We start from the raw sequence: 14858 nt of genomic DNA on the forward strand, positions 1-14858 counted from the left end.
GTGAACACATTGGCAAAAGCAGGCAGTCAAACGTTGACTGGCAGACAAAAAGCAGCAATCTTGTTAATTACATTAGGTCCGGAAGTATCAGCGCAAATCTTCAAGCATTTACGTGACGAGGAGATTGAGCAGCTAACTTTGGAAATCGCCAATGTACGTAAGGTGGATGCTTCGGAGAAGGATCTCATCATGTCCGAGTTTCACCAGATCTGTTTGGCGCAAGAGTATATCTCTCAAGGCGGTATTAACTATGCCAAAGAGATTTTGGAAAAGGCGCTCGGCTCGACCAAAGCGCTTGAAGTTATTAATCGTTTGACCGCTACACTGCAAGTCAGACCATTTGATTTTGCACGTAAAGCAGATCCAAACCAGATTTTGAACTTTATTCAGAATGAAAGTCCGCAAACGATCGCTCTTGTCTTGTCATATTTGCAATTTGAACAGGCCGCAGCGATTCTGTCATCTCTTCCTCAGGAGAAGCAGGCTGAGGTTGCTCGCAGAGTAGCGGTTATGGACAGCACGTCACCGGAAGTTATTTCACAGGTTGAGCGTGTGCTGGAACAGAAACTGTCATCTACAGTAACGCAGGATTACACGAATGCCGGTGGTATCGAGTCCATTGTTCAGATCTTGAACGGTGTCGATCGGGGAACAGAGCGTACGATTCTGGATTCACTGGAGATTCAAGACCCGGAACTGGCAGAAGAGATCAAAAAACGTATGTTCGTTTTCGAAGATATTGTCAATGTGGACGATCGTTCCATTCAACGTATTATCCGAGATATCGACAATGCCGATCTGCAGCTTGCACTCAAAGTGGCAAGCGAGGAAGTACGGGAGGCCGTGTTCCGGAATATGTCGAAACGCATGTCCGAAACATTCAAGGAAGAGATGGAATTTATGGGACCTGTACGGTTGCGTGATGTGGAGGAAGCTCAGACACGTATCGTAGGTACAATCCGCAGACTGGAAGAAGCCGGTGAGATCATTATCGCACGTGGCGGAGGAGATGATATCATTGTCTAATTTGATTAAATCTTTCCAGTACGTTCCTGTCGAAGACCATAAAAGGCTCGAAAATCATCATTACTACGGTAATGAAGAAGAGTCCGGATTGGATGGGAACGAAGCTGCAGTTTCCGAAGCAGAAGTACTTCGTGCACGAGTGGACGAAGAGACGGAACGGCTTACTGCCGAGATGCTGGAGGATGCCAAGGAGTTTGCGGAAAAGCAGGTGCGTGATGCTTCGGAAGAAGCAGAACGAATGCTTCAGGAAGCCCGGGAACAGATTGATCGCTGGTGGCAGGAACAACGAGAGCAGGATGAGCATCTGACTGAGGCTCTGCGATCACAAGGTTTCCAGCAAGGGTTTGAAGAAGGAAGAGCACAAGCTGAAGTAGAGCTCCAGGTGAAGATCGAAGAGATGATGAGAGAAGCACAAGAGGTGCTTCAGGAAGCCTATGTTGCCAAAGATCAGATTATTCAGGAGGCAGAGCCTTTCCTTGTTGAACTTGCTTGCGGCATTGCGGAGAAAGTTATTGACAAGCAGCTGACGGTGGAGCCTGAACAAACCCTCGAACTGATACGTCAGAGTTTATCAAGAAAAAGAGAACAGGGTCAGATTACACTTTGTGTGGCGCCTGAACAGTTTTCTTTTGTACAAGCGGCACGGGAAGAACTGGCTCTCTCTATTGATTCGCAAGCAGAGCTGCAGATTCTGCCGGATGCAACGGTTAAGGATAAAGGGTGTGTAATCCGTTCTGCGTTCGGGAGTGTTGATGCACGGATTGATACACAGCTTGCCGAGATAAAAAAAGAACTGATCCGCATAGCACTTGAGGATGAGGAGCGAAAACATCAACATGAAAGTTCTTAGTTCACAGCGATATATGGAGCATCTGCGGCAATTTGATCCTGTTCGGATTAACGGCAAAGTAACTCAGGTGATAGGGCTGATGGTGGAGTCCGAAGGCCCTGATGCCAGCATCGGTGATGTGTGTTACATCTACCCCGGAAAATCTGCCAAGCCGCTTCAGGCTGAGGTCGTGGGGTTTCGGGATAACAAAGTGCTGCTTATGCCGCTCGGGGAGCTTCAATCTATTGGCCCCGGCTGTGACGTCGTAGGTACAGGGAAGCCTCTCGGAGTGCAGGTGGGCTCAGAGCTTCTCGGTAAAGTGCTGGATGGACTTGGACAGCCGCTTGATGGTTCGCTGCTACCTTCCAGAATGCCGATGTACTCTACCTCCAATACTCCTGTAAATCCGATGGATCGTCCACGTGTACTTGAAACGATGAGTGTGGGTGTCCGGGCAATCGATGGTTTGTTAACGGTAGGCAAAGGGCAGCGGGTTGGTATTTTTGCCGGTTCAGGTGTTGGTAAAAGTACATTGATGGGCATGATTGCCCGGAATACCGCAGCGGATGTCAATGTGATTGCACTTGTCGGAGAACGTGGTCGGGAGGTACGTGACTTTATTGAGCGGGATTTGGGACCAGAAGGTCTGGAGCGTTCTGTAGTCATTGTTGCAACATCTGATCAGCCTGCCTTGATCCGAATCAAAGGGGCCGTTATTGCAACGACGATTGCGGAATATTTCCGGGATCGGGGAATGAATGTCATGTTGATGATGGATTCTGTTACCCGCTATGCGATGGCGCAAAGAGAAGTGGGCCTGGCTGTAGGTGAACCACCTGCAATGAGAGGGTATACCCCTTCGGTATTTGCAAGTCTGCCCAAGCTGCTGGAACGTGCGGGCACGGGACCAACGGGGTCGATTACAGCATTTTATACTGTACTTGTCGACGGGGATGACATGAACGAGCCGATTGCTGACGCGGTGCGTGGGATACTGGATGGTCACATTGTGTTAAACCGTGCGATAGCCAATAAAGGGCACTTCCCCGCAATAGATGTGCTTGCCAGCATCAGCCGTGTCATGAAGGATATAGCTCCTGAAGAACAGATTGAAGCGGTAAACAATATGAAACGTCTCATGGCCGTGTATAAGGAATCAGAGGATTTGATCAACATCGGTGCTTACCAGCGTGGATCAAATGCGGCTATAGATGAAGCGATGGACCAGATTGATCATATTTGGGAGTTTACGAAGCAGAAGGTCGATGAAAAGACATCGTTGAGTGAGGTACAGGAGCGGTTGATTCTGGAGTTTGCAAGGAGATGAATAGGTAAACGATGAAATTTCGATATCATTTCCAGAAGGTTGTTGACCTAAAGAGCAATGAGAAGACACAGGCAGAGTGGATGTTATCTTCAGCCATTGGTAAATTGCAAACGGAAGAAGAACATCTGATGCAATTAATTAATGATCGGAACAGTCTGATGGACATTATTCAATCTTCTGCAGAGAGTTGTGCATCAGCGTCCAGTTTACAGGAGTTGCAGCGTTATGCATTTCACCTGGACGAGTGTATCTCACGGAAGAGCAGCGATGTCAAGCATGCTCAGGTTAATGTGCAGCGGAATCAGACCTTCCTTAATGGTAAAGTAATAGACGAAAAAGTGTGGCTTGGAGCGAGGGATAAGGCCAAAATCAGATTTCAGCAAGAGATGCTCCTCCGGGAACAGAACGATCTGGACGAGATGGCTACTGTACGCTTCGCTGCCAAAGCCGGGCGCGCGAACTGATAGGTGAGCCGGACGCGAAGTTGTCTCGTGAAGGAGGAATAACGGTGGCTGTAAAAGACACTGATATGGAAAAAGAATCCGGGAATGGATGGGAAAAGTTTCTCATGATTTCCATTCCGATTGTATTTACGGTTGTACTGTTGGGTGTACTGCTTACCCTATTTAATGTAGATATTCGGAATAATGCACTTGAACTTGCCCAGAAAATTCCTTTTGTGAAGAACTGGGTGCCTGATCCGGTTCTGGACCCGGAGAAGGAAAAGCTGAAAAGCTCGGAAAAACAGGTAGAAAGCGCCGAAGCAACGATTGAGAAATTGAAGTCTCAAGTTACGGCCAAAGACGCTGAGATCAAAGCGGCTAAAGAAGCAACAGCTGCCGAAACACAGAAAACGGCTGATTTGCAAAAAAAACTGGATGAAGCCCAAAAGGCTGCTGAAACAGCGGCAACGGCACAGCCGGAAACGGAAAGTGATTATCAGAAGCAGATTAAAAGTTTGGCCAAAATGTATGCGGATATGAGCCCAAGTAAAGCTGCGCCGATTTTGCAAAATATGACGAATGAAGAAATGGTGCTGATGTTAAGTGCGATGCAGTCCACGGCACGTACGAAGGTCCTGGAGAAAATGGACCCGAAAACCGCTGCAGATGTGACGATGATGATGAAGGATGCGAAACCTTCAGGGGACCTGGCACTGGATGCATTGCAATCCCGCTTGAAAAAGGAAACTGCCGCCACATCTACAACAACAGCGACGAACAGCAAAAATCTGGACAAAAACCAGTTAAGTCAGACCTTTGCCTCCATGTCTGCGTCCAGTGGTGCCAAATTGTTGCTGGAAACCTACAAAATAAGTCCAGATAAAACACTTACCATACTGAATTCAGTTAATGATGCAACTCGGTCACAATTGCTTGAAAATATGTCCAAGGAAGATTCGGTTGAAACCGCTAAAGTTTTGAATCGGCTGATGGGCAATAAATAACGGTAAAATCTGATTGGTAGAGGAGGGAGGTGAAAAAAATGTCACTTGTATTTCAAATGAACTCTACAGCTTCAGCCGGGAAAGCTTCTGGTTCAACCCAAGCGGCTGGTGCACAGTCCAAAGATGCTGTTACAACTGGCGGCGAGTTTTTGCAGACGCTGGCACAATCGTTGGCTGGAGCAGGTGGGAGTGGTCAAGGCACCGATGCTGCGAATGGAGCAGCAAGTCAGACGGCTAATCCGCTTGTGTTTACTTTTGCTTCCGAAAATGAAGGAGAAAACTCTTCTTTAAATGAGGCATTGGGTTCCTTGTTTGCCGATACAGACAAAATGGATTTGAGCGATAAGCTGAAGAAACTTTTTGGTGATCTGGATGCTTTGGAAGAAGCTTTGGAAAATGATCCAGCCTTGCTTGCAGGTCTTCAAACATTAATTCAGCAGCTGTACGCCCTGTTAAACAATAACTCGAACAGCAAACAGCAAGGTTCTTTGAACGATAACGCTGCGGAACAGGCTAACGCAGGTAAGTCTGTATCAGTGATGGAACTCTCTCAGCATCCGGCAGCTGTACGTTTTGTCCTGCAGGATGTATTGACTCAGCTCGCAGAGGAGCTTCAGAAACCAGATCGTTCATTATTGCAATCTGCTCCTGAATTCAAACAGCTGCTGCAAGAGCTGCAAGCTCAATTGAAACAGGCGGGTGTTGAAACCGATGGTAAAAAAGGCTGGGCTGAACTCAGAACGATTTTGGATACATTCAGTGTGAAGGAGCAGTCTGTTCAAACGGTAAATACGGCAAAGGCGGATTCAGTTCAAACTTCTGATGCAGACGCACAGATTCATAATACTGGTGTCGTAACCGCTGGAGAGCTGTCCTTACGCAGCTCAGGTACAGCTGCAGGTAAACCGGCTGAACCTGTTATGCAAGCATCCCTTTTTGCTAAAGAGATGACAAAATTTGTGGTGAACAAGCTGGATGTTGTGCAGCAAAAAGGATTTTCCGAGGCTACGATCTCACTTCGGCCTGAGCATTTGGGCAAACTGGATGTGCAGATTACGTTGCAAAACGGACAATTGGTTGCGCGCTTTATGACAGAGCATGTGATGGCTAAAGATATGCTGGAACAACAGATGATGCAGCTGCGTTCCTCGTTACAATCTCAAGGAATTCAGGTAGAACGACTTGAGGTTACCCAGAACAGCTCGCTTGGATCAGAGATGTATCAGGATGGCGGGCGTCAACAAGGAAGTCAGTCTCAGCAGCAGCGGCGTTCCCGTGAACGTGGAGAGCAGAACGATGAAGCTGTAACAGCAGCAAGTCTTCAGGAGGAGCTGCGCAACTGGCGTAGTGAGCAAGTGGAAGACAGCGAAATTAAACGTGATTCATTTAGTGCAGAGGCTTAAACAGGAATGAGGTGAATATATGGCAAATGAATCTATTTCTACAAATAATGTTTGGCCCAATTATTCGGCTGCCAACAAAGCGACAACGAATCCGGCAACGAAAGAACTTGGTAAGGATCAGTTTCTCAAAATTTTGATTACCCAGCTGCAGAATCAGGACCCGATGCAACCGATGGAAGACAAAGAGTTCATAGCCCAAATGGCTCAGTTCAGTTCCGTGGAACAACTGGTGAATATCTCGTCTCAGCTTAAAACGTTAAATCAGTCACTTGGAGCTGTATCCGGTATGATTGGCATGGAGATCAGCTGGCTTTCTGCGGATAAAGCTGACAGCGGTACACTTCGTCAAGGAATTGTGGACTCGATTATTGTGCGAGACGGTGTACAGTATGCCAAGGTAGGCAAGGATGAGATCAAGCTGGATGAGATCATTCAGGTGAATCGCGCAAAGCAGGCTGACGAGGATGAAACCTCTGTGCAGAATGTACAGAATGATGCCGGGAATTCAAATGATGCCAATGGTACAACTGGTAACGAGACTCAAAATGCTGCGGATCGTGAGCAAACGATATGAGTGATCGCATAACCGTTGGACAAATGTACACAGGACCGGTTACTCCAGGGGTGCTTCGTAAACCACGAATGGGAGAGACGGAGAATGCTCCTGCTAAGCCTTTCGCAGAAGTCCTGGAAAGTAATCTGCTCAAACTCAGTAATCACGCGGCTAAACGATTGGAACAGCGTGGGATTGAATTGAAGTCGGAACAGATGAAACAGATTGGAACAGCGCTGGACAAGGCTGCTGCCAAAGGAGCCAAAGAATCTTTGATTTTGATGCAGGATATGGCTTTTATCGTTAATGTCAAAAATCGAACCGTAGTTACAGCGATGGACAGTGAAAGCATGAGGGATAACGTTTTTACTCAGATCGATAGTGCCGTAATTATTTCTTAACCGGCTGGCCCTTCTCGGGAGCCGGAATGCCGCTGACCGATTGACGCGGCAAACCAAATTAAGGCTGGGAGGATTTTATAAAATGTTGAAATCGATGTACTCAGGCGTTTCCGGGATGCGGGGTTTTCAAACAAAACTCGATGTCATTGGTAATAATATCGCCAACGTAAATACCGTTGGATTTAAGGGAAGCCGAGTGATGTTCAAAGACATTATGAGCCAAACGACTTCTGGTGTAACTGCTCCGACTGATACAAATGGCGGTGTCAATGCAAAACAAATCGGTCTAGGTGTCTCTGTAGGTTCCATCGATACATTACACTTGGCAGGCAGCCCAATGACTACAAATAATCCAACCGACCTGCGCATTAACGGAGATGGATTTTTCCTGGTTCGTCTGAGTGAAGACCAAGAAGTGCCTTACTTGACTCGTGCCGGCGATTTCCATGTGGATTCAGCCCGCAATCTGGTCACTTCTGACGGATTATTTGTATTGGATAGTGGGGGAGGAAACATAACGCTTGGAGATGATGTTGTTTCGTTTACGATTGGACAGGACGGAACAATTAACCAGACGATGGCTGATGGGACAACCGAAGCAGGTGTCCAACTGGGTATTGGTAAAGTGGTTAACCCTTCGGGATTGGAAAAAATCGGCGGAAACCTGTACCGTATGACAGCGAATGCCAATCCTGATGGTGAACTTGAGCCAGTGACTGCAAACAGTACGGAGAATGGAACAGGAGCAATCATTGCGGGTCAGCTTGAGATGTCAAATGTAGATTTGACGAGTGAGTTTACCGAAATGATCGTGGCACAGCGTGGATTCCAGGCGAACTCCCGGATTATTACAACGTCTGATGAAGTGCTTCAAGAAGTTGTTAACCTGAAACGTTAATAACCGATTAGTAATTTGATAATGGTGGAGGAGCATGCTCCTCCACTCTGATTGAGGGGGCTTAGCATGATTTCAGTTACGCGGTTAAATGGTTCTCCCATGTGGTTAAATGCGCTGATGGTCGAGATTGTGGAAGAGACGCCGGACACGTATATTACTCTGGTAACAGGAAAACGACTGATTGTGCTTGAAAAAGCGGATGAAGTGATTTCCAAGATCAAAGAATACAACCGTGAAATTGGAGTGCAGGCGGCCACGATTAAAGTGCAGCAAACGGAGGAGTCCTGATGAAAAAGATGATGCCCTGGATTGTAACTGCATTGCTTGCAATCACACTTATTGCGGTCGTAGTTGTTGTACTTATTCGATTAGGGGACCAAGACAAGAACGACAATACACATACGGCAGCAGCCGCTGTAGAAAAAAAGATGACTGCGGATGAAATTGTAGAAGTCTCGTCAGAGCTTCCACAAATTAAAACGAATCTGGCTGATCCTGATCGTATTATTATGGTAAGTTTCTCGTTCAGGTTATCTGATAAAACAGCCAAAGAAGATTTTGATAAAATTCAAAGCATTACGGTGAAGCCCATTATCATTCAGGCACTTGCTGACACCAAGGCTGAGGAATTGAATACGGCCAAGGGTATGAAACAATTTAATGAGAAGCTGACAGGCCTAATTAATGAGGCATTACCTGAGCCAAATTTGAAAAGCACTAGCATTTCAGACATTGTTATTGCACCAATGTAATGAACAGAACACGCTGTAGACATGTAAGGGGGTGAGGACATGGTGGATGTATTATCACAGAATGAGATTGACGCCCTTTTAGCAGCCCTTTCTTCAGGTGAAATGGACGCAGAGGAACTGAAAAAGGAAGAGACTCAGAAGAAAATCAGATCTTATGATTTTAAGCGGGCAGTGCGTTTCTCCAAAGATCACATTCGAAGCCTGACTCGTATACACGAGAACTTTGCGCGCTTTCTCACCACTTATTTTTCGGCCCAGCTGCGGACGTTCGTTCAGATCAATGTCGTTCAGGTAGAACAGTTGCCTTATGATGAGTTTATTCGTTCTATTCCCAAAATGACGATTTTGAACATTTTCGAAGCAGAGCCATTGCAGGGGAGAATGGTGATGGAGGTCCATCCAAACGTGGGTTATGCGATGCTGGATCGTCTTCTGGGCGGTACAGGTAATGCTCCAACCAAAATTGCCAGCATGACGGAGATTGAAACGACGATTATGGAGCGCATATTTAGCCGGGCCTTCGAGAGTTTGCAGGAAGCGTGGAAAACGGTACTGGATATTTCGCCAAGACTGGAAGCGCTGGAGACCAATCCGCAGTTTATGCAGATTGTGTCGCCCAATGAGACGATTGCCTTAATCTCGCTTAGCACCAAAATTGGTGACACCACGGGCATGATCAATTTGTGTATACCACATGTCGTTCTTGAGCCTATTATGTCCCGGTTATCAACACATCAGTGGTTTGTTTCGGAGAAGAAAACGAGAGCTCCGGAAGAATATGAGGCGTTGAAAACGCGTGTGAATAAAGCCAAATTACCGATTGTAGCCGAGCTTGGCGAATCCAGAATTTCGATTGCTGAATTTTTAGGATTATCGGTTGGCGATGTTATCACACTGAATAAACCGGTAGAAGAAGGGCTTTCTATCAAAGTTGGTGACAGACTGAAGTATTTCGGAAGTCCAGGAACCATAAAGGATCGTGTGGCTGTACAAATAGATCAAATTGTCACCGAAGGAGTTGAAGAATTTGACGAGTAAGGATTATTTATCCCAGGAAGAGATCGATGCTTTGCTTAGGCAGTCTGAATCCTTGACCAGTTCCGAACCTGCTCAGAAGACGGTAGATGATTTTCTGACAGAGCTCGAACAGGATGCCTTGGGGGAGATCGGTAACATCACATTTGGCAGTGCTGCCACAGCGTTATCCACCCTGCTGGGCCTCAAGGTAGATATTACAACACCTAAAGTGTCGATTATTAGCCGGACACAGTTTGAAGAAGCTTTTCCTAAACCGCATGTTGCTGTTCATGTGAACTACGTTGATGGATTCGAGGGCATTAACTCTTTGGTTATTAAAAAGAGAGATGCGCAAATTATTGCCGACCTAATGCTGGGCGGTGAAGGGAATCCGGCCGACGAAGAGCTCAATGAAATTCATATCAGTGCGGTTCAGGAAGCGATGAATCAGATGATGGGGTCTTCGGCTACATCGATGTCGACCATCTTTAACCGGTTTGTTAATATTTCGCCTCCAGGGATTGATATTCTCAACTTGGAAAGTGGAGAGGGAGTTACCAATCTGCCGCCAGATGAAACACTCATTCAAGTTTCGTTTCGTCTGTTAGTAGGGGATCTGATTGATTCCAATCTGATGCAGCTTCTCCCTGTGCCTTTTGCTAAAAATATGGTGGATATGTTAATAGGAGGAGCTCAAGAATCTACAGCCAGTGCACCTGTAGTCTCAATTCCTGAGCCTGCACCTGCGCCAGTTGCACCACCTGCTCCAACACCGCCGCCGGTTATGGAACAGCCGCCAGTTCAGCAGCAGACGCCTCCACAGGCTCCGCAGCAGCCTGTTCCGGACTACGGTGGATATGAACAAGCGCCGATGGGAATGCCTCAAGGCATGCCGCCACAGCAGCCGTATGGGATGCCTCCGCAGCAACCTTATGGTGTCCCTCAACATTATGGCGGTGTACCAAATAGGAATGTAAATGTACAGCCTGTTCAATTTGCAAATTTTCAAAATGGGTCTTATGGTCAGGTTGACGAGAACAATTTGAATTTATTGATGGACATTCCCCTTAAAGTCACCGTAGAATTAGGAAGGACCCAGAAGCAAATTAAAGATATTTTGGAATTATCACAAGGTTCGATTGTCGAACTGGATAAGTTAGCGGGAGAACCTGTCGATATTTTGGTCAATAACAAATTGATCGCCAAGGGAGAAGTCGTTGTTATCGATGAGAACTTTGGTGTTCGTGTTATAGATATCGTAAGCCAATGGGACCGAATTCAAAAATTACAATAAGCACAATTTAGGGAGGACTTGAATCAAGATGGCAAACCGAATTTTAGTCGTAGACGACGCTGCATTTATGAGAATGATGATCCGGGACATTTTGTCCAAAAATGGGTATGAGGTTGTTGGAGAAGCACCGGATGGCGCACAAGCTGTTGAGAAGTTCAAAGAGCTTCGTCCTGACCTGATCACGATGGATATTACGATGCCAGAGATGGATGGCATTGCTGCACTGAAAGAGATCAAAAAAATTGATGCAAATGCAAAAGTCATTATGTGTTCTGCGATGGGACAGCAAGCAATGGTAATTGATGCAATTCAGGCTGGTGCGAAAGACTTCATCGTTAAACCGTTCCAGTCTGACCGGGTTATCGAAGCGATCAGCAAAACACTGGGCGCTTAATTAACATGATGATGGCTCTGGGTGATTCTCCAGAACCAGCTGGCGCAGGAATCAATTACTATCTACAGCTTGTATGGGTGATTGTTGTCCTGGCCGTCATCCTGGTTCTGATTGTTTATTTGATCCGATTCCTCAACAAACGGAATCAGCAATGGTTCAGAAGCGGAACGATTCGTATTATGGGCGGGGTCGGTCTTGGACAAAACAAGTCGCTGCAAATTATCGAGATTGGCGGAAACGTTTATCTGATTGGTGTTGGCGAAAACATACAGCTGCTGGATAAAGTTTCGGATGTGGAAGAAGCGCAGCGAATTATCGATTCCTTTGCACAGGATGCTGCTGCACAGCAAGGTAGCCTCTCGCCTATCATTGCCAAACTAGCGAAACGTCTTCGTAAGGAAGAGCCGCCTAGGGAAATGGAAATTGAGGACACCGCTTCTTTTCATGAGATGTTTGAATCCAAACTTCGGCAGATGCCTAACCGTAAAGAGAAGATGGAGAAGCTCCTGGATCATGACAATACTACAGATCGGTCGAGGGATTCATGAAGAAAAAGATTTGGTTAGCGTGTTGTTTCATAGGTCTTATCAGTCTGGCATCCGTTACGGTGGCTTTTGCGGAGCCGATTCCGAACATTGGTATCCAGATCGGGAACGGTGATGGCAGTACGCCAAGTACAAGCTCATTATCTATTATTTTATTAATCACCGTGCTTAGTATTGCACCTGCTCTGCTGGTGCTGATGACAAGTTTTACGCGAATTGTTATCGTGCTTGGCTTTGTTCGGACCTCACTTGGAACACAACAGATGCCTCCGAATCAGGTATTGGTTGGTCTTGCACTTTTTCTGACACTTTTCATCATGTCGCCTACGATTTCCTCTATAAATCAGGTTGCACTGCAGCCTTATCTTAAAGGGGATTTGACACAAACCCAGGCGCTGGAAAAAGCAGCAGATCCGATAAAGAAATTTATGTTTACGCACACGCGTGAAAAGGATCTCTTGCTGTTTATGAAATACAATCAGACAGAGAAGCCCAATTCCTATCAGGATATTCCGATTACGGTGATGGTGCCGGCGTATGCAATCAGTGAGCTCAAAACAGCTTTCCAGATGGGATTTATGATTTTTATTCCGTTTCTGGTGATAGATATTGTTGTGGCGAGTACACTCATGGCTATGGGTATGATGATGCTTCCACCGGTCATGATTTCATTACCTTTCAAAATACTGCTCTTTGTGCTGGTAGACGGATGGTATCTGGTAGTCAAGTCACTGTTGCTAAGTTTTAACACTTGAACCGGAGAGTTAAAGGAGGACGGTCATGACTTCGGAATTTATTATCGGTCTGGCCGGAAAAGCAGTATACACGTCGTTGCTGGCCAGTGCGCCCATGCTTATACTAGCTCTGGTTGTAGGACTAATTATTAGTATTTTCCAAGCTACAACTCAAATTCAGGAGCAAACGCTGGCATTTGTGCCAAAAATTATCGCTGTACTGCTGGCGGTACTTTTGTTTGGTCCCTGGATTCTGAATATACTCGTCGATTTCACGTACAACATACTCGATAATTTATACAGATACATAGGGTAGGCTTTAGCCGATGGAGACATTGCTGCAAAGTTTCCCTGTCGCTCTGCTTATGTTTTGTCGAATAGCATCATTTTTTGTAACTGCACCCGTCTTTTCTGCTCGAAATGTACCTGCATCGTTTAAGGTAGGTATTTCTGCCTTTGTTACGTTGACGGTATACATGACCTTTGGCATACATCAGACAGTTCCGACGGATTTGAGCTACATTTTGCTGATCATCAGAGAGGTCCTTATAGGTTTGCTTCTGGGATTTACAGCTTACCTTCTGATGACGGCTGTGCAGACAGCGGGAACGTTCATTGATCTGCAGATTGGTTTCGGTATGGCAAATGTATACGATCCGATGACAGGAGCTTCTGCGCCACTCACAGGTAACCTGAAATATGCTTTTGCCATTCTTCTGTTTTTTACCATGAATGGACATCATTACTTGCTTGATGGGATTGTATACAGTTATCGTTGGATTCCACTGTCTAATGCTTTCTATATTAGACTGGCGGATGGAAGTATAGCTGAATTTCTTGTCAAAGCTGTGGGAGAATCATTTATGTTGGCTTTCCAAATGGCAGCTCCTATCGTTGTAGCGTTATTTTTAACAGATGTGGGGCTGGGTTTCCTAGCCAAAACCGCTCCTCAATTCAACGTATTTGCTGTGGGAATGCCACTTAAAGTTCTTGTAGGTCTTGCAATTTTGCTTCTGTTAGTTCCTAGCTTTGGTTTTGTGTTTGGTCAATTGTTTGAAGCGATATTCAAATCCATGGAGAAACTGCTTGGCACCATCGGGCAAAGGCCGGGATGAGGGGAATGGAGGGGAAGACAGCATGAAACTTCAACTTGACCTCCAGTTATTTTCCGGAGAGAAGACGGAAAAAGCTACCCCTAAGAAAAGGCAGGATGCTCGTAAAAAGGGACAAGTTGTTAAGAGTGCAGAAATTTCAGGTGCTTCCATTCTTCTATTTACGTTTCTGACTCTAATGATCTTCAGTGGTTTTTACAAGGATCGCATCGTTCGCTTGTTTACGGATATTTTCATGAACCGATTGACGATGGAAGTAAACAGTGAAAATGTGATGGCTCTGATGATGAGATACGGCATAGAAGTTATGTTGCTGCTGGCCCCTGTGCTGCTTGTAGCCTATATTGCCGCTTTGATAGTCAATTATATGCAGGTAGGTTTTCTCCTTGTAGGTGAGGGATTGAAGCCAAAGTTGGAGAAGTTAGATCCGATCAAAGGATTTAAAAACATATTTTCAATGCGTTCGCTGGTGGAATTTGCTAAATCGGTGTTAAAAATGACGATTATCGGCTACTTGGTTTACAGTACGATTATCCAATATAAGTCAGATATAGCCGCACTTTCTCATTTTTCCCTCGATGCTATTCTGAATTTTGCCGCTTCAATAACCTTGAACCTTGGTGTTAAAATTGCCGTTGCTTTAATGGTATTGGCTATCTTTGACTACATCTACCAAAAGTATGATCATGAGAAAAAACTGCGTATGTCCAAGCAGGATATCAAGGACGAGTACAAGAAAATGGAAGGCGATCCGCTGATCAAAGGTAAAATCCGGGAGCGTCAGCGTCGTATGGCTATGCAGCGTATGATGCAGGAAGTACCAAATGCAGACGTAATCATCACGAACCCGACTCACTTTGCCGTAGCGCTGAAGTATGAAGGGTCTGAGATGGAGGCTCCGCAAATTATTGCGAAGGGTCAGGATTACGTTGCCCTGCGTATCAAAGAAATTGCTAAAGAGCACGGTGTGATTACGATGGAAAACAAACCGCTGGCACGGGCATTGTTCCAGAGAGCCGAGATTGGCGACGCCATACCGGCCGATTTGTTTCAAGCGGTAGCTGAAGTGCTGGCTTACGTATATAAATTAAAGGGCAGAGTGAAATAAAAGGGATCGGAGGCCGTA

Annotated in this window: 19 protein-coding genes; all 19 read left to right on the plus strand. The window is 45.9% G+C overall.

Features of this window, described 5'->3' with window-relative positions:
- The first annotated feature begins 9 nt into the window (after nt 1-9).
- Nucleotides 10-1026 (plus strand): flagellar motor switch protein FliG, encoded by a 1017-nt coding sequence (gene fliG / locus IEW26_RS16315; RefSeq protein WP_145402788.1) that lies wholly within the window; start codon nt 10-12, stop codon nt 1024-1026.
- Nucleotides 1019-1876, plus strand: coding sequence for a FliH/SctL family protein (locus tag IEW26_RS16320; RefSeq protein ID WP_188593122.1), 858 nt, complete (start codon nt 1019-1021; stop codon nt 1874-1876). Before fliG ends, IEW26_RS16320 begins: the two co-directional genes overlap by 8 nt.
- A complete protein-coding gene (fliI, locus tag IEW26_RS16325) occupies nt 1863-3182 on the plus strand; it encodes a flagellar protein export ATPase FliI (protein WP_111270005.1) in 1320 nt (439 codons plus the stop codon). The genes IEW26_RS16320 and fliI overlap by 14 nt, the downstream gene beginning before the upstream one ends.
- 11 nt (nt 3183-3193) lie before the next feature.
- On the plus strand, nt 3194-3646 hold the full coding sequence (gene fliJ / locus IEW26_RS16330) for a flagellar export protein FliJ (RefSeq protein WP_188593123.1): 453 nt from the start codon (nt 3194-3196) through the stop codon (nt 3644-3646).
- A 44-nt stretch (nt 3647-3690) separates the two neighbouring features.
- Nucleotides 3691-4629, plus strand: coding sequence for a MotE family protein (locus tag IEW26_RS16335; protein ID WP_111270006.1), 939 nt, complete (start codon nt 3691-3693; stop codon nt 4627-4629).
- Nucleotides 4630-4667: 38 nt separating this feature from the next.
- Entirely contained in the window at nt 4668-6032 is a 1365-nt protein-coding gene (locus tag IEW26_RS16340; RefSeq protein WP_188593124.1) for a flagellar hook-length control protein FliK, read from the plus strand.
- Nucleotides 6033-6051: 19 nt separating this feature from the next.
- Nucleotides 6052-6606, plus strand: coding sequence for a flagellar hook capping FlgD N-terminal domain-containing protein (locus IEW26_RS16345; protein ID WP_111270008.1), 555 nt, complete (start codon nt 6052-6054; stop codon nt 6604-6606).
- Entirely contained in the window at nt 6603-6986 is a 384-nt protein-coding gene (locus IEW26_RS16350) for a TIGR02530 family flagellar biosynthesis protein (protein WP_188593125.1), read from the plus strand. Before IEW26_RS16345 ends, IEW26_RS16350 begins: the two co-directional genes overlap by 4 nt.
- An 82-nt stretch (nt 6987-7068) precedes the next feature.
- Nucleotides 7069-7884, plus strand: a complete 816-nt coding sequence (gene flgG, locus IEW26_RS16355; RefSeq protein WP_111270010.1) for a flagellar basal body rod protein FlgG — start codon at nt 7069-7071, stop codon at nt 7882-7884.
- A 66-nt stretch (nt 7885-7950) separates the two neighbouring features.
- Complete coding sequence (locus IEW26_RS16360; protein ID WP_056700597.1) at nt 7951-8172, plus strand: flagellar FlbD family protein; 222 nt, start codon at nt 7951-7953, stop codon at nt 8170-8172.
- Nucleotides 8172-8636, plus strand: coding sequence for a flagellar basal body-associated FliL family protein (locus IEW26_RS16365; protein WP_188593126.1), 465 nt, complete (start codon nt 8172-8174; stop codon nt 8634-8636). Before IEW26_RS16360 ends, IEW26_RS16365 begins: the two co-directional genes overlap by 1 nt.
- A 39-nt stretch (nt 8637-8675) precedes the next feature.
- A complete protein-coding gene (gene fliM, locus IEW26_RS16370) occupies nt 8676-9674 on the plus strand; it encodes a flagellar motor switch protein FliM (protein ID WP_111270012.1) in 999 nt (332 codons plus the stop codon).
- A complete protein-coding gene (gene fliY / locus IEW26_RS16375; protein ID WP_188593127.1) occupies nt 9664-10947 on the plus strand; it encodes a flagellar motor switch phosphatase FliY in 1284 nt (427 codons plus the stop codon). The genes fliM and fliY overlap by 11 nt, the downstream gene beginning before the upstream one ends.
- 28 nt (nt 10948-10975) lie before the next feature.
- Nucleotides 10976-11341, plus strand: a complete 366-nt coding sequence (locus tag IEW26_RS16380; protein ID WP_090923862.1) for a response regulator — start codon at nt 10976-10978, stop codon at nt 11339-11341.
- Nucleotides 11342-11352: 11 nt separating this feature from the next.
- Nucleotides 11353-11889, plus strand: coding sequence for a flagellar biosynthetic protein FliO (locus IEW26_RS16385; protein ID WP_229729912.1), 537 nt, complete (start codon nt 11353-11355; stop codon nt 11887-11889).
- Entirely contained in the window at nt 11886-12641 is a 756-nt protein-coding gene (gene fliP / locus IEW26_RS16390) for a flagellar type III secretion system pore protein FliP (protein WP_111270015.1), read from the plus strand. The genes IEW26_RS16385 and fliP overlap by 4 nt, the downstream gene beginning before the upstream one ends.
- A gap of 25 nt (nt 12642-12666) precedes the next feature.
- On the plus strand, nt 12667-12936 hold the full coding sequence (fliQ, locus tag IEW26_RS16395; RefSeq protein ID WP_111270016.1) for a flagellar biosynthesis protein FliQ: 270 nt from the start codon (nt 12667-12669) through the stop codon (nt 12934-12936).
- A 10-nt stretch (nt 12937-12946) separates the two neighbouring features.
- Entirely contained in the window at nt 12947-13735 is a 789-nt protein-coding gene (fliR, locus tag IEW26_RS16400) for a flagellar biosynthetic protein FliR (protein WP_145402780.1), read from the plus strand.
- Between the two features lie 22 nt (nt 13736-13757).
- The gene (gene flhB / locus IEW26_RS16405) at nt 13758-14840 is read left to right on the plus strand and encodes a flagellar biosynthesis protein FlhB (protein WP_145402779.1); all 1083 of its coding nucleotides are present in this window, start codon (nt 13758-13760) and stop codon (nt 14838-14840) included.
- The last annotated feature ends 18 nt before the right edge of the window (nt 14841-14858 follow it).

Origin of the sequence: Paenibacillus silvae, assembly GCF_014639235.1 — a bacterium.
In the GTDB taxonomy this organism is placed as follows: domain Bacteria; phylum Bacillota; class Bacilli; order Paenibacillales; family Paenibacillaceae; genus Paenibacillus; species Paenibacillus silvae.